This is a genomic window from Chlorobium sp. N1 (assembly GCF_004332115.1).
GTDB lineage: Bacteria > Bacteroidota > Chlorobiia > Chlorobiales > Chlorobiaceae > Chlorobium.
In genome coordinates this window covers 87,369-102,963 of the sequence record NZ_SJPA01000003.1, presented here as the reverse complement: position 1 = coordinate 102,963, position 15,595 = coordinate 87,369, and the positions used below count along the sequence as shown (strand labels likewise).

Annotated in this window: 13 protein-coding genes; 2 read left to right on the top strand and 11 right to left on the bottom strand. The window is 64.6% G+C overall.

Annotation, left to right across the window (positions count from 1 at the left end; all coding sequences use genetic code 11):
* Positions 1-8 precede the first annotated feature (8 nt).
* From E0L29_RS05875 to E0L29_RS05840, 8 genes are read right to left on the bottom strand one after another with little or no spacing between them, the layout of a single operon-like run.
* Positions 9-755, bottom strand: coding sequence for a 16S rRNA (uracil(1498)-N(3))-methyltransferase (locus E0L29_RS05875; protein ID WP_131356181.1), 747 nt, complete (start codon positions 753-755; stop codon positions 9-11).
* A 13-nt stretch (positions 756-768) separates the two neighbouring features.
* Positions 769-1,479, bottom strand: coding sequence for a ComF family protein (locus E0L29_RS05870; protein WP_131356178.1), 711 nt, complete (start codon positions 1,477-1,479; stop codon positions 769-771).
* Complete coding sequence (locus E0L29_RS05865; protein WP_131356174.1) at positions 1,476-2,465, bottom strand: ROK family protein; 990 nt, start codon at positions 2,463-2,465, stop codon at positions 1,476-1,478. The genes E0L29_RS05870 and E0L29_RS05865 overlap by 4 nt, the downstream gene beginning before the upstream one ends.
* Before the next feature lie 18 nt (positions 2,466-2,483).
* A complete protein-coding gene (gene lpxA / locus E0L29_RS05860; RefSeq protein ID WP_131356171.1) occupies positions 2,484-3,281 on the bottom strand; it encodes an acyl-ACP--UDP-N-acetylglucosamine O-acyltransferase in 798 nt (265 codons plus the stop codon).
* A gap of 6 nt (positions 3,282-3,287) precedes the next feature.
* Positions 3,288-5,933: a DUF2723 domain-containing protein gene (locus E0L29_RS05855; protein ID WP_131356167.1), complete on the bottom strand. Its 2,646-nt coding sequence runs from the start codon at positions 5,931-5,933 to the stop codon at positions 3,288-3,290.
* A 21-nt stretch (positions 5,934-5,954) separates the two neighbouring features.
* Complete coding sequence (gene hemW, locus E0L29_RS05850) at positions 5,955-7,070, bottom strand: radical SAM family heme chaperone HemW (protein WP_131356164.1); 1,116 nt, start codon at positions 7,068-7,070, stop codon at positions 5,955-5,957.
* 40 nt (positions 7,071-7,110) lie between these two features.
* Positions 7,111-7,695 carry an HAD family hydrolase gene (locus E0L29_RS05845; protein ID WP_131356159.1) on the bottom strand — a complete coding sequence of 195 codons (585 nt, stop codon included), beginning with the start codon at positions 7,693-7,695 and terminating at the stop codon, positions 7,111-7,113.
* Between the two features lie 4 nt (positions 7,696-7,699).
* Positions 7,700-9,169: a starch synthase gene (locus E0L29_RS05840; protein WP_131356156.1), complete on the bottom strand. Its 1,470-nt coding sequence runs from the start codon at positions 9,167-9,169 to the stop codon at positions 7,700-7,702.
* A gap of 127 nt (positions 9,170-9,296) precedes the next feature.
* Between E0L29_RS05840 and E0L29_RS05835 the strand changes: the two genes are divergently transcribed.
* Entirely contained in the window at positions 9,297-11,036 is a 1,740-nt protein-coding gene (locus E0L29_RS05835) for an Ig-like domain-containing protein (protein WP_131356153.1), read from the top strand.
* Positions 11,033-11,608, top strand: a complete 576-nt coding sequence (bchJ, locus tag E0L29_RS05830; RefSeq protein ID WP_131356150.1) for a bacteriochlorophyll 4-vinyl reductase — start codon at positions 11,033-11,035, stop codon at positions 11,606-11,608. Before E0L29_RS05835 ends, bchJ begins: the two co-directional genes overlap by 4 nt.
* 228 nt (positions 11,609-11,836) lie before the next feature.
* On the opposite strand, the gene bchL is transcribed toward bchJ, so the two are convergent.
* Genes bchL through bchN form a run of 3 tightly spaced genes read right to left on the bottom strand, consistent with a single transcriptional unit; the run spans position 11,837 to position 15,577 of the window.
* Complete coding sequence (bchL, locus tag E0L29_RS05825) at positions 11,837-12,667, bottom strand: ferredoxin:protochlorophyllide reductase (ATP-dependent) iron-sulfur ATP-binding protein (protein ID WP_131356147.1); 831 nt, start codon at positions 12,665-12,667, stop codon at positions 11,837-11,839.
* 33 nt (positions 12,668-12,700) lie between these two features.
* Positions 12,701-14,275, bottom strand: coding sequence for a ferredoxin:protochlorophyllide reductase (ATP-dependent) subunit B (locus E0L29_RS05820; RefSeq protein WP_131356144.1), 1,575 nt, complete (start codon positions 14,273-14,275; stop codon positions 12,701-12,703).
* Positions 14,276-14,314: 39 nt separating this feature from the next.
* Positions 14,315-15,577 (bottom strand): ferredoxin:protochlorophyllide reductase (ATP-dependent) subunit N, encoded by a 1,263-nt coding sequence (gene bchN / locus E0L29_RS05815; RefSeq protein WP_131356141.1) that lies wholly within the window; start codon positions 15,575-15,577, stop codon positions 14,315-14,317.
* Positions 15,578-15,595 lie beyond the last annotated feature (18 nt).

The following is a 15,595-nucleotide window of genomic DNA, read 5'->3' as shown; positions in this document are numbered from 1 at the left end:
GGTCCGCTTCAGAGCCATCGGCCCGGGGGTCCGTCGAGAAGCCGGGCCCTGACGAGCGCGGCGGCAAAGACTCCGGCACTTTCCGCGCGAAGTATGGTGCGGCCGAAGGAGATCTCCTGCAGTCCCGCCGAGCGGGCCTCATCGACCTCTTCCGGGCTGAAGCCACCCTCCGGGCCGATGAGGAAAAGTACCTTTTTTCCCGCAAAGTCCGCTTCCGGCGGTTCCGCCGAAGCCTCGTAGGGGATCAGGCGCAGGTCGTAGCCATCGAGTCGCACCGCCTCCCCGAACGCCAGGGGCTCATGCAGCTCGGGCAGGTGGAACCGTCCGCACTGGCGCGAAGCGGAAAGCATGATGCTCCGCCACCGCTCCATCCTCGCCCCCATCCGCTCGCGCGAAGGCTGCGAGACCGTGCGTCGGGTGATCATCGGAATGACGCCCGAAACGCCCAGTTCTGCCGCCTTCTCCAGGAAGAAATCGAAACGGGCGGGTGCCTTGAGCAGCGACATGGCGACGGTGACGGAAGTCGAAGGAGGCTCCAGGACAGAGCGCTCGAGCACGACCCCCTCCATCGAGTGCTTACCGACCTCCCGGATCTCGACCTCCAGGCGCTGCCCCCGTCCGTCGGTCACCGTGATATGCTCCCCCGCCCTCTTGCGCAGGACGCGGGCGAGGTGGTGGAACTCCGCGCCGTCGATTTCGATCGGCGAGGAGGGAGCCAGGTCCGCCGGTGCGGACGGGAGGTAGAAAAGTTCCATGATTGTATGCCGTTTACTCCTTTGCCGCCAGGGCCACTGCGGCGAGCGATATCGAACCCGCCCCGGCCCGCATGAGCGCGTCGGCAGCCGCGGACATGGTGGCTCCGGTGGTCACGACGTCGTCGACGAGCAGTACCCGGGCCCCACGGGGAACCCCCGAAGCACTGAACGCTCCGGCAAGGTTCCGCAGGCGGTCGACGGCGGCAAGACCGGTCTGCGAAGGGGTCCGGCGCCGGCGCACCAGCAGCCTGTCCATGACCGGCATGCCCATGACGGCCGAGAGCCCCCCAGCGATCTTTTCGGCCTGGTTGTAGGTTCTCTCCGTTTTCTTCATCCGGTGCAGGGGAACCGGCACGACGATGTCGAACGGCACCTCGCCCTTCCCCTCCGTAAGCATCCACTCCCCCAGCTCGCGACCGAACACGGCGCAGAGCGCATGTACGCCGCCGTACTTCATCGCATGCAGCGCCTCCTGCAGCGGACTCCCCTTGTGGAAGAGGTAGCGGCACCATCCCCGGTCAAAAAGAAACTCCGGACCGATCCGCCGGGCGATTGTGCTTCGCAGCATCATCTCTGCCTCGACGGCGGAGGGAAAAGGGGAGAACTCCCGCCGGCAGGCGCTGCAGCAAAAATCCTCGTCCTCCCGGAGCATCGATGAGCAGACCACGCAGACATCGGGGAAGAGCGGATGGAGCAGTTCCCGCAGCAGGGCGCGGCCGCTCATCCACCCTCGAAGCAGAGGGCGGCCGCCCCGTGGGTGCCGGCCCGGTTGCCGAGTTCGGCCCCGACGACCGCAAGCCCCTCATGCATGGAGGGCAGGGTAGAGCGCCGCAGCTGGGCGAGAGCGGGCTTGAACAGCAGCTCCCCTGCGGCCGAAATGCCGCCGCCGATGACGAAGCGGCGGATATCCATGAGCGCCGTCACGCCGGCCAGGCCCGCACCGAGGATCGAGCCGACGCGGCTCCATACCTCCAGCGCCGCGGGGTCTCCGTCGAGCGCCGCCGTCTCGAGATGGCGCGGCGAGAGCGACGCCCAGTCTCCATGGCAGAGGTCGGCGACCAGAGAGCGTTCGGGATGGTCGGCAATCATGCGCCGCGCCATCTCGACCATACGTTCCTTGCCGATAAGACCCTCAAGCGTGCCGCGGATGCCTGCATGGAGCGAAGAGCCCGCATAGTCGACGATCATGAAGCCGATCTCCCCCGCCGTTCCGTTCGGTCCGCGGTAGAGCCGGCGATCGAGAATGATGCCTCCTCCCACGCCCGTGCCGAGCGTCACCATGAGAAAGTCGGGAAACGAGCGACCCGCACCATAGACGGCCTCACCGTATGCCGCGGCGTTGGCGTCGTTGTCGAGCTGTACCGGGCAGCTGAGGCCGGGATCGGCCGCGATCCGCTCCTGCAGCTCGCGGCGCAGTTCGACGACCTCCCAGCCGGGAAGGTTGGGCGGGTGGCTGAGGGTCCCTTTCAGGCGGTCCACCGCCCCGGGCGCGCCGAGGCCGATGCCGGAAAAGGACGCCGGATCGAGTCTGGAGGCGGCACGCCGATAAAGCTCGGAAGCCGCACCGCCGAGAAGGTCGAGCACCGCGCGGGGTCCCCGCAAAGCCTCGGTCGGAAAACTCTCCTCAAAGAGAACGTCGCCGTCACGGACGGCAACGGCCGCCTTCAGGGCGGTGCCCCCGAGATCCATGCCGATGGCCCATTGGGACATATGCCCCCCTTTACGCTCTTAGCTGTTGAACGGCCTGATGAACTTCCTGCCGTGGGTGCCGGAAGCGAAGAAGTCGAGAATCTCCCTGACCTCGGGCTCCATGGGGAACTCCCGGCGAACCTTCTCGAGGCCGTTGGAGAGCAGGAGACCCGACTGGAAGAGCACCCGGTAGACGTCCCTGATAAGGGTGATCTGCCCGGAAGTGAACCCGCGGCGCTTCAGGCCGATGGCATTGAGCCCCTCGTAGCGGAAGGAGGAGTGGCCGCCGGCCATGACGAAGGGGGGCACGTCGAGCGCCGCGCGCGAAATACCGCCGACCATCGCATAGCGGCCGATGCGCACGAACTGGTGGATGCCGGCAAGGCCCCCGACGACTGCGAAGTCGCCGACTTCGCAGTGGCCGCCGAACTGGACGGAGTTGGCGATCACCACATTATTGCCGACCACGCAGTCGTGGCCGAAGTGCACGTATGCCATGATGAGGTTGTCGGAGCCGACAACGGTCTTGCCGCTGGCCATGGTGCCGCGGTTGATGGTGACGCACTCCCTGATGACCGTGCGGTCCCCGATGAAGAGCTCGGTCTTCTCGCCGTTGAACTTGAGATCCTGCGGCTCGGTGGCCAGCACCGCCCCGGCATGGATCCGGCAGCCGGAACCGATGCGGGCTCCGGAAGCGATCTGGACGTGGGGCGCGACCATGGTGCCGTCGCCGATCGTGACGTCATCTTCAATGACCGTGTAGGGACCGACCGTAACGCCCTCGCCGAGGACGGCCGTGCGGCCGATGACCGCGGTGGGATGAATGCTGCTCTGCATTGGGGATTATTCCTTCATTTGTTCAAACTCTCTTCTGAGGCCCGGCCGCCCGAGAGCATCGGAGAGGGTGTCGATCACCCGGTAGGCCTCATCCGTCCGGCCGACTGCCCTATAGGCCTGTGCAAGCGTGAAGAACAGGCGCGGATCGGAAGATGGCGACGCCATGCCGCCCAGTTTTTCAAGATACGAAATATAAGCCGAAGCCCGAGCTTTTTCCCCGAGCCGCACATAGAGCGCGACCACCGAGCCCGCAAGCTCCGGGTTGAGCGGGTAGCGCTCGGGAGGGAGCATGGCGGCGGCGCGGTCGAGCACCCGCAGCGCAAGCTCACGGCGATCGACCCGCTCTTCGTTGCCCTCCTGGTCGAGGACCGGAACGGGAGGGCCCGAAGAGCTGCCAAGCTCGAGCGCCAGGCGGACGAAAAGCGGAGAGTAGTTGGCCGAGAGGCGGCGGGCGGTCTCCTCGATGTTGACCGAAGGATCGCCGAGGTTCCGGTAGCGGTAGCGCTGCATCAGGTTCCGGTAGAGCAGCGCCGGATCGCTGAAGCTCATGGAATCGGAGCTTTCGAGCGGCACGACCCGATAGACGAGCCCGTCGAGACGGAGGAAGCGCTCGAGGCCGATCATGCCGTCGGGGTCGACCGTCAGGGCGAAACAGATGGGACGGCGGGCGAAGTTCGTCGTCACGATGTCGTACACTGCGACATCCTGCGGGCGGAGGTAGCCCTGCCCCCGGTAGACGAGGCCCGGCTTCAGCTCCCACCGCAGGGAGTCGAGCGGGGCGGAGGGGAGGCTGAAGGCGTGCGCGGAAGCCTCACGCCGCAGCTCGCGGGCCGCATCGGCCGAAGGGATCGACACCTCGACCGGCTCGATCGGCACGTAGGTGATCTCCCGCAGCTCTGCGTCCGTCAGGCTGAACCCGATCGGCCCGGCCCCCCTCGGCGAGGTGTTCTTCAGCTGCAGAAGGTACCAGCCCGTGTTGGCCAGGCTCAGGTTCACCACGCGCACGTCGGTACGGATCCCCTCGACCTCCTGCAGGTACCAGAGCGGGAAGGTGTCGTTGTCGCCGTTGGTGAAGAGGATGGCGTTCGGCGGGCAGCTCTCGAGGATGTTCCACCCCCAGTCCCACGGCACGTAGTTGCCGGAGCGGTCGTGGGTGTGGTAGTTGGCAAGGAGCATGCGGCCGTCGACGAAAAGAAGCGCCAGGCCGACCGTGCCGGCGGCGACGAGGAGGCGCGCCTTCACCGACGGGTTCCGAAGGAGTGAGACGCCACCCTGCCAGAGGCTCTCGACGCCGATGCCGATCCAGATCGCGAAGGCGAAGAAACTGCCGACGTAGCTGTAGTCGCGCTCGCGCGGCTGCGGTTGGGTCTGGTTGAGGTAGACGACGAGCGCCGCCCCGGTCAGGATGAAGAGGGCGGTGACGACGAGCCCCATCCTCCACTGCCGGCGGAAATGCGAGAACGCCCCGAAAAGTCCGACAAGGAACGGCAGCCCCCAGAACGCCGACCAGTCGACGCCGGCTCCTTCCATCTGGTCCTGGCGGCCGATGAACTGCCAGCCGAGGTAGCGCAGGTACATGTGGTCGAGCTGGTAGGAGAGGAAGTAGTCGAGATCGCCCGAGTACTGGCGGTAGTAGTACTGGTGGACCGGCTCGGGCGACCAGCGGCGGGGCCAGATGGGCATCTGGCCGTACTGCTCGCGGTTGAGGTAGCTGAAGAACGCCTCTGGGGTCGAGGGGTTGTTCTCGTTGATCGGAGGAGCGGCCTGCGCGCGCACGTAGATGAGCCCGTAGGAGGTGTAGCCGATGATGATGAGGAGCACCGACATCACGAGCGTGTTCGAGCTCGGCATGCGATGCCGCTGGGTATGCCAGGCGGCCCACCCGAGCAGGCCGACGAGCGCCAGGAGCCCGCCCCATGAGGCCGCCTCGAGGAGCTTGGGGATCCCCATGATGATGAGGATGTAGATCAGGAAAAAGAGGGCGGAGGAGCCGAGGCCGAGCAGCAGGAGCGACTTCGGGGTGAGCTCGTAGCGGCGGAAGTAGTAGACGAGCGCGATGGCGAAGAGGGCAAGCAGGCTGAGCAGGTGCACGCCGATGGAGAGCCCGATCATGTACATGGCCAGCATCAGCCAGCGCTCGTGCCCCTCCCGCGGGTACTCCTCGTGCCAGCGAAGGGCGATCCAGACCACCAGCGCCGTGAAGAGCGAGGAGGCGGCGTAGACCTCGGTTTCGACGGCGTTGAACCAGAAGCTGTCGGAAAAAGCGAGCGCGAGCGCTCCGGCGACGGCGCCGCCGTATGCGGCAAGGGAGGCCGGCAGCTCCCACGCCGAAGGCTCCGATCCGCGGTAGAGAATGATGAAACGGACGATCACCAGATAGGTGAGCGAGACGGTCGCGGCCGAAGAGAGGACACTGAGGAGGTTGACGCGGGCGCCGATGTCGGCGACGAACGGCATCATTGAAAAGAGCCTGCCGACGAGCAGGAAGAGCGGGGCCCCGGGAGGGTGCGGCACGCCGAGGGTGCGGGCGGTCGCGATGAACTCGCCGCAGTCCCAGAAGGAGAGCGTCGGCGCCATGGTCATGAGATAGACGGCGCCGGTGAGGACGAAAAGCAGCGAAGCGATGGAGCGGTTGAGTGCCCGGTGTATCATGGATGCATTGGTGGTTGACTCTCAGGGAATGAACGCTTCGGCGATGAGATCGGCGAACAGGAACCCTTCGGAAGTGAGGAAGAGCCTGCCGTCGCGCTCGAAGAGCCACCCTTTCGCGTCGAACTCCCGGATGGCGCTCTCCAGCCTATGCCCTAATTTATGCCCTTTTCGCAAAAACCCAACATCGAGCCCGCGGTTTATCCGGAGCGCAAGGAAGACCTCCTCCGTGAAGCGCTCGCGCTCCGTGAGCACCTCCCGGAACCCTTCGGCCGAGCGGGGATCACGGAGATAGCCGGAGAGGCTCGCCGTATTGGCCGAGCGGACCTCCCCGTCCTCCAGGCGGACGAAGCTGTGGGCGGCGGGACCGAAGCCGAGGTAGGGCTCCCGCCGCCAGCTCGAAAGGTTATAGCGCGAACGGTGCCCCTCGAGGGCGAAATTGGAGATCTCGTACTGTGCGAGCCCGGCGGCCGGGAGCGCCTCCTGTGCATGGCGGTAGCAGGCAGCCTGCAGTTCCTCGCCCGGCACCGCCGTCCTGCCGGAACGCACGTCGCGGTGGAGGATGGTCTTCGGCTCGAGCGAGAGCATGTAGACGGAAATGTGGTTGGGCGCAAGCTCGACGGCCCGCCGGACATCCCCCTGCCACTCTGAAAGGTCCTCGCCCGGCGCACCGCAGATGAGATCCACACTGACGGAACGGAAGAGCCGGAGGGCGTCCTCGACGGCACGGGCCGCCTCGTCGGCAGCATGCGCCCGACCGAGCGAGCGGAGCTTCCGCTCCGAAAACGACTGCACGCCGAGACTGAGCCGGTTGATGCCGGCCGCCGAATACTCCCCGAGGTGCAGGGCATCCTCCGGATTGGCTTCGAGCGTGACCTCCGCTCCTGACTCCAGCACGCCGATCCCCGATACCTGATCGAGCCAGCCGGCGATGAGGCGGGCGGGCGCCTGCGAGGGGGTGCCGCCGCCGAAGTGGACGGCCCCGATCCGCCGACCCTTCAACAGGCCGGCTTTCGAGGCCGTCTCTTCGTGGAGGGCCCGGAAAAACTCCTCCATCCGTCCCGTTCCGGTGACGAGATAGAAGTCGCAGTACGGACAGCGCTTCCGGCAGAAAGGGATGTGCACGTAGAGGCTCAGCATGCCTGTCGGGTGGAGATCCGCCCCTGGCGGGCGGAACGGTTCAGCGGAGAATGTAGCCGGTGACGGCTGCGTAGAGGTCGTCGGCCACGAACTCCGGCATGATGCCCTTCCGCCGGCAGACCTCCTCTTCGTCGTGGCCGGTCCTGACCAGAATCGGGCGGAGCGAGGCGCGCAGTCCGCACTCGACGTCGATCATCTTGTCGCCGATAAAGAAGGAGTTCCCGCGGTCGACCGCGAGTCCCTCGGCACGGAAATCCGCGATGGCGCGCTCGACCATGCCGGTCTCGGGTTTGCGGCAGCCGGCGAACCGGTCGTATTCGGGATGGGGGTGCTCGGGATGCGAGGGGCAGTAATAGCAGCGGTCGTAAAAACCGCCGGCCTCACGGAGCAGTTCGTTCAGGTAGTGGTTGACGTCTTCGACCTGCTCGACGGTGGCGATGCCGCGGGCGATGCCCGCCTGGTTGGTGATGATGACGATGCGGAACCCGGCCTCCCTCGCCAGGGCGACCGCCTCGGCAGCCCTGTCGATCAGCTTCAGCTGCGGCCTTGTGGCAACGTACGAGCCGATGTCCTCGTTGATGGTCCCGTCCCGGTCGAGGAACAGGACCCTGACTGTTTCTGCCATACCCTCAGCTCCCGAGCAGTTCGCTGTAGAGCCTGCCGTACTCTTCGGCCGCCTCCGTCCAGGCGAAGTCGCGCGACATCGCCCGAAGCACCAGTTCCTGCCACTTTTCCTGATCGCCGTAGAGGGCGACGGCCTCCTTGAGCTTCTTTACGAGCCCATCGGGGGTGTAGTCGCGGAAGATGAAACCACTGCCTTCGCCCTCACCGACCTCGTCGATGGTGTCGGCGATGCCACCGCCGTCATAGACGACAGGAATGGTGCCGTAGCTCATGGCGAACATCTGGAGCATGCCGCACGCCTCTATCCTGCCGGCCATCACCAGCATGTCGAGACCGGCAATCGCCAGGTGCAGGAAGCTGTCGGGGCAGTCGGTACTGAGGCTCACCCGGTCGGGGTGGGCTTCGGCGAACTCCCTGAAGGACTTTTCGTATTTCTTGTCACCCGAACCGCAGATGAGCAGATGGATGTCGAGGGCGGCGAGCTTCTTCAGGCTCTTTTCGATGAGCGCCGCGCCCTGGTAGTCGTCGAAATTCATGATGACGCCGACCACCGGACAGCCCTCCTCAAGCTCCATACGGGCCTCTTGTCCGAGAGCCGCGCGGTTTTCGAGCTTGCCCTCCAGCCGGTCTGCGCCGAAGCGCTTCTTGATCAGCTTGTCGGTCGAGGGGTTCCACTGGCGGGTGTCGATGCCGTTAGAAATGCCGTGCAGCTCATCTTTTCGCTCGCCGAGAACCTCGCCGAGGCCGCAGCCCGGAACCTCGTCGCGGACGATCTCCCCGGCATGGCGTTTCGAGGTGGTCGTCAGCATGTCGGCGTTCTCGACGCCGGTGTAGAGCATATTGACGTTCTCGCCGCTGCGGTGGAGCGAGCCGGTAACCTCGTCGGGCAGGAGCTTTTCGAACACCTTGAAGGGCAGGACCCCCTGGCGGTAGGCGTTGTGTATGGTCAGGACGGACTTGATCCCGCGGAAGAACTCATGGTCGCGGTAGACCGTCTTGAGAAGCAGGGGAATGAGCGAGGCGTACCAGTCGTGGCAGTGGATGATGTCCGGCCTCCATCCGAGCCGGACAAGGGTCTCGAGAACGCCGACGTTGAAGAAGATGACCTTCTCGGTGTTGCCCTTCAGGTCGTTGCCCTGGTAGACGTCGGTGAAGAGGCCGTTGCGCTTGAAGTACTTCTCGTTGTAGAGGAAATAGGTCTGGATCTTGCTCGAGGGAAGGGCCGTAACCTTGACATTGAGCAGGTCGGTGCGCTCCTTGAGCGGCACCTCGATGTCGGAAAGACGGAGGACGTCGTGAAGGCGGAACTTCCGGTCGTTGATGGTCCCGTATTTCGGCATCATGATGCGGGCCTCGAAACCTTCCTCCTCGAGGGCCTGGGGGAATGATGCCATGAAGTCGGCCAGGGCACTGGTTCTTACAAATGGGGAAACTTCGCCGGAGACATAAAGAACCTTATGGTTTCGTCTGGACATCTAAGGGACAATCGATCTATATTTTTTCACCAAAACCTTTCATAGAACTACTATAGTTTTTAATTTACGAATTTTCATCGTCACATACAATTTAGCCGGGCCGGGGCGTCAACTGAACTCAACGCACATGAAGGGTACAACGCACATCCCAAAAGCCCTCCTGATCCTTCTCCTTGCCCTCGGCGCCGCGGGCTGCGCTTCCGACAGGCCGCCATCGGGAGGACCGCCCGACCCGACCCCCACAACGATCTACTTCTCCGATCCGGATTCAGGGGCCGTCAACGTCTCGCCCCGCAAGATCCGCTTCCTCTTCAGCCACCTGACGACGGCCAGGGAGCTGCTGTACTCGCTGCATTTCTCGCCGGCAGTCGACAACTACCATGTCACGGTGAACGGCCGAGAGGGTGAGATCGACATCTTCAGCGAGCTGAAGCCCGACCAGACCTATGTCATCACCCTCGGCAAACGACTTTTCGGCGGCTACACCCTCCCCTTCTCGACCGGCCCCCGGCTCGACACCTGTCTCGTGCGCGGCAGAATCTTCAATGAGGACATGTCACCCTCCGCGTCGGCCATCGTCCTGGCGTTCCGCCAGCCGGAAGGCGGAGCGAAGGCGCCGAACATGCGCACCGCCACCGCCGACTACCTGGCGCAGAGCGACGGCTCGGGCAACTTCAGCTTCCCCCACCTCAGGGCGGGCTCCTACAGCCTCGTCGCAATCAACGACCGTAACGGCGACATGCGCTGGAACCGCCACACCGAGGAGATCGGCCTCACGACGACGGCCATAGTGCAGCCCGACACCACCAGGCAGTTCATCAGGATGGGCGGCATCGACAGCGAAACGAGCGACCTCGTCGCCTGCCGCCCGATCGAGCGGAACATCCTCGACCTCACCTTCACCCGGCCGGTAGACGTTGCGACATTCAACCCCTCGTCCGTCGTCATCCGCAATCCGCGCACAGGCAAGACCGTACCGGTCCTCGACTGGTACAGCAGCACCGGAGCGATCGAAAGCCGCCGCATCACCGTCATGACCGGCCGGCTCGACACGAACGGCCCCTCCCTCATCAGCCCCGCCGGCAGAGAAGGCGGCGAGATCAGCTTCTGGCCCACCCGGAGAAACGTCACGAAACCTCCGCTCAGCGTGACCTTCAGTCCTTCCGACAGGAGCCGTCCCGGATACCAGGGTGCCGCCCTGCCCTGCAGTCCCGAAGCCGTCCTGCTCCGTTTCTCCGGCCCCGTTCCGGCAGCCGTCGTACAGAGCGCGGCGAGCATCTCGGTCGAAGGCAGCGACTCGCCCGCATCGCTCGACTGCCTGCTGCATAAAATCGACGCGAAAACCTTCACCATCCGCCCTGCTGACGGGTTTCGACCCGGCACGACCTACCGCGCCGCGGTGGACTCGGCTGTCGTCAACGGCCTCAAGGCAAGACCCGGAAGCCATACCCTCATGTTCTCGCGCTTCACGGCCGCGGGACCCGACGACATGGGCAGCATCACCGGACGTTGCCGCGCCCCCCGCGGACCGGTCATCGTGGAGGCCAGGGGCTCGACTCCCGCCGGCAGCAGCGCAGGAACCCCTGTCTGGCGCACAGAGGCCCGGAGGGACAGCACCGGCAGCTACGCCTACTCCTTCCCCGCCCTGCCTCCCGGCAGCTACCGGCTCAGCGCCTTCATCCCCTCCGGAACGAACGAGGGGGGAGCCTGCGCAGCGCAGCCCTACCCGGGAACACTCTTCCCCTTCACCCCTGCCGACCCGTCGGCAGTCCATGAGGGAAACGTGCGCGTCCGGGCCCAGTGGACAGCCGAAGACATCGACATCATCTTTCCCGGAATCACAACACACCCAACACCCCACCAATGAGCAACACTCCCTTCCGCATAGGCCCGAACTCCATCATACAGACCGCAGCCGCGCTTGAAGCCTCATTCGGCAAGGAACAGGCCGAAGAGCTCCTGAGGAAGATCGGCCAGGGGCACCTCATCGGCAACCTGCCCACGGAGATGGTCGAGGAGTCGAAATTCCACGCGCTCGTCACCGCCCTCGACCGGGAGATCGGCTCGCAGAAGACCGGCGCGATTCTCGAGGAGTCCGGAAGCCGCACGGCCCAGTACCTCCTCAGGGTCCGCATCCCCGGCCTCTTCCAGAAACTGCTGAAGATCCTTCCCGCGGGACCCGCCTTCAGCCTCTTCCTCTTCGCCATCAGCAAGAACGCCTGGACCTTCGCCGGCAGCGGCGAGTTCACCTACACCACAGGCAGGAAGCCCTCCATCACCGTCGTGGTGACCCACCCCTCCGTCCCGGTGGTCGGCAGCTTCTACCTCGGCACCTTCACCTACCTGCTCGAGCAGCTCGTGAATCCCAACGTGAAAATCAAGGCCGATATCCGAGAGGAAGGCGGCGCCATCACCTGCCGCTATGGCTGCTCCATCTGACAAGCGCTCCGCCGAAACCGGCCGCAGGAACACCCGGAACTGGATACCTACGAAGCCGACATCCTGAAATCCTATGAGGAGGGAGAGTGGGTATCGGTCGAAAACGCCGACACCCTCAAAAAGAAATACGAGGCGTACGCGAAGAAAGCCGACTGAGGCACCCCGAAACACCCCAAAGCAAAAACCCCGCGACTGCGGGGTTTATTGCTTCTACTGGAAACGCTGCGCTTACTGCCAGCCGCCGACGATGTCGAAGATCTCGCGGTCGCCGATCGGAACCGGCACCGAAGACTTCGGGGCCTGGGAGAGAAGATCCTCCGCGATCTGCAGGTAGGGCTGCAGGCACTCCTCCTTGCCCTCCTCCGTGTCTTCCATGGCGAACAGGGTCTTGCCGGCAAAACGGCTGCGGCGGATGAGTTCGTGGTAGGGCACCTTGGCGAGCAGGCGCGTACCGACCTTCTCGGCGAACTGGTCGAGCATGTTGGTGCCGCCGCCCTTGGCGTAGTCGACGCGGTTGGCCACGATGCCGGCCAGCTTCACCTTGTAACGGACGCTCTTCTGCTGGATGGCCATGCAGAGGCGGTTGGCGGCGAAGATGCTGTCGAAATCGTTGGTGGCGATGATGATCGCGTAGTCGGCATAGTTGAGCGGGGCGCTGAAGCCGCCGCAGACCACGTCGCCGAGCACGTCGAAGAGGATGACGTCGTACTTGTCGTAGAGACCGAGCTCCTGGAGCAGGGTGACCGATTCGCCGACCACGTAGCCGCCGCAACCGCTGCCGGCCGGCGGACCGCCCGCCTCGAGACCGTCGATGCCGGCGAAACCGGTTTCGATCACGTCCTCGGCGGTGAGCTCCTCATGATGGAAATCGACCTCTTCGAGGGCCTCGATGACAGTCTTCTGCAGCTTCCCGGTGATGGGGAAGGTGCTGTCGTGCTTGGGGTCGCAGCCGATCTGGAGCACCTTGGCGCCCTTGAGGGCGAGGGCCGCGGATATGTTGGCGCTGGTCGTGCTCTTTCCGATGCCGCCTTTGCCGTATACAGCCAGGACTAGACTCATAGTGGAATCAGGGAATTGATTGATTGAAAACGCTTAACCGCCGAGCGACTCTTTCGCCCGCCTGAAGACCTCGACGCTGACCTCCGTCTCGCCGTTCTCGAGCGCGAAGTTCTCGGTGTTCTTCCGCACCTTCTTGCGCACGAAGAAGGGGACCTTCTTCAGCATGGTTTCGGCATCGTCGGTCCACTGCATGCCGCCCTCTTCAGGAACTGCGGCTCCCGCCGCTGCCGCCGGAGCGGCCGCCCCGTTCTCTCCGAGTGAAGGCTCCATCTCCTCATACTCGAGGCCTGCGTCGCCGAAAAAGTCGATAAGATGCTTCTCGAGGCCGAGCTTGCAGGAAATATAGACCCGGTCGGCGATGACGTCCGCACCGTCGAAACCGAGGAAGGGATAGTAGCCGAGCAGGTGGTTCTCGATATGGGTCGGAGGGCAGACGACCATGCAGGGCACGTCGAGCTTGCGGCAGCTGTGCCGCTCCATCTGGGTGCCGCAGACGAGGTCCGGCATGGCATCCTCGATGAACTTCGCCACCTCCTGGAACCGCTCGGTGACCATCAGCTCTCCGGGCAGGTAGCCCTCGAGCTCCGTTCTGACCCAGTCCGCGTGTCGGGCGAGGTAGGTGCCGGCGCCGATGACCTGCATGCCGAGCTCGTCGCGCAGGAACTTCACCATCGCCACGGTCGTGGTGGCGTCGCCGAAGACAAAGGCCTTCTTGCCGCTGAAACTCTCCATGTCGGCCGTGCGTGCGAACCACGGCACACCGGACGGAGCGCTCTGTCCGTCGAGGGAGAAGTCGCGGAGCTCGGGCATCGCGATCGGGGCCGCGCCCATGCCGGCACCGACGGCGTTGAGTTTTTCAATGACGGAGCGGAGCCAGCGGAGGGTCGGCTCGACGCCGAGCGGCGTGCCGTACTCGGCCGGAACACCGAACTCCTGCTCCAGGTAGCCGGCGGCCGTCTGGCCGATCTCGCGGAAGGGCGCAATCGTGAGCCATGCCTCGGGCAGGCGTTTCAGATCGTCGATGCCGGCTCCCCACGGGGCGACCACGTTGACTTTGACACCGAGCGTCATGAGCATCCTGCGGATGCTGGTGAGGTTGGCTTTGAGATGGAAGCCGAGGGAGGTGAACCCGAGCAGGTTGACGGACGGAACGGAACTCTTCGCGCCCTGGGAGGCATACCGCCTGACCAGCTCCGTGAAGAGACCGTCGGCGGCCTCGTTCTCGGTCACCCTGAACGGGTTGACGGCGTAGACCATCAGCTTCTCCTGCGAGATGCCGGACTGTGCGGCAAGCTGGCGGAGATCCTCCTGGAGCAATGCGGTGCTGCAGCTCGGAGCGATGACGGAAAGTTCGGGGTGGTAGTGCTCCTCGACCTGCTGCAGGGTGGCGGGGAGGCGCGAGACGCCCTGTGCGAGATCGCGTCCGCGGACCACGCTGATCGAGAGCGCCGGGAACTCGGGGGTGCGCTCGAGCATGGTGTAGGTGGCCGTGATGTAGTCGTCGCCCTGCGGGGCATGGTAGACCGTGTGCACCCCCTTCATGCTGTTGGTGACGCGGCTGATGCCGTGAAGGGCGGTACCCTCGTAGAGCCAGAAAGCTAAGCGCATACTTCGGTGACGTTTGTTATTGCGGTTCCTGCTGGTTGCTTATTCGGCGGCAGGCATGACGCCTTCGAGCCAGACCTCCCGGTCGAACTCCGGGAGCTTCTCCCGGCGGTCGAGCGGGGAGACGAACAGGTTGGCGAGGCTGAAGACCCCTGACCATCCGTGGATGGGCATGAGCATGAACTCCATGCTCCACTTGACGATGAAGCCGTGACCGACGAAGGGGTTGGCCGTCATCAGCGAGGTGACGACCATGTCGGGACGCTCACGTTTGATATCCTCGAGCTGGCGGTGGAAGTTCGGCTGCTCGACGACGCGCACGCCTTCCAGGGCCTGGAGCTCCTTTGCCAGGAATTTCTTGTTGATGTAGGCGCTGCTGCACTCCACGACCTCCGCTCCGGCGCTTTTCAGGAAGCGGCCGAGCGGCAGCTCCATCATGGTGTCGGCCGTGAGGAACACCTTCTTGCCCTTCAGCATGTCGGTCTGGCGGCGGATCTTCTCCCATGCGGCCTTCTCGCGGTCGCGGAGGTCGACCTCGATGCCGAACTCGCGGGCGAGGTCCTCCCAGAAGACCCTCGTGCCGTCGGGGCCGAAGGGAAACAGGGAGTGGAGGGTTTTGGCGCCGCGCTCGCGCTCGAGCTTGACGGCGGTTCGGGAAAGGTAGGGCTGGATGGGGGCAAGGATGGTGTCGGGCCCGATGGCCGGCATCCGGTCGAACCGCGATTCGGGAAGGAAGCCGCCGACCCTGATGCCGAGCTCTTCAGCCTCGGCGCGAAGGTCGTCGGCCGTGGCGTCGTTGACCGAGCCGAGGAAGACGACGCTTTTCTCGCCCGCCGGGGCGACCGGGCAGTGGGGCACGAGGGCGTGGAGGACCGAGTCTTCGGCCTGGGTGAAGTTGTAGACGAGGCCGCTGGCCGGCACGAACAGGACCGGGGTCTCGGGAGTGCTGAGGTTGTCGGCAAGGCCCTTGAAGTCGACCTTCATGACCTCGGGAGTGCAGGAGGAGAGCAGGAAGATGACGGAGGGGTTGTGGTCGGCCTTGATCTCGGCCAGGACCTCGTCGAGGGTCGGCTCGTTCTTGGAGAGGTCGCCCTCCTCGATGAGCGCGATGCCGAAGCGCGGCTTGGCGAAGATCATCATGCCGAGCGCGTTCTGCAGGAAGTGCGCGCAGGTGTGGGTGCCGAGAATAAGGAAGAAACTGTCCTTGATCTTCTGGTACATCCAGCCGACCGAGGCCAGCCCGCAGAAGCTGTGCGTTACGTTATCCTCCTTTATGATCATGGCCTCACCGGGTGCCTGCAGCATGGATTTTCCTCCTGATTA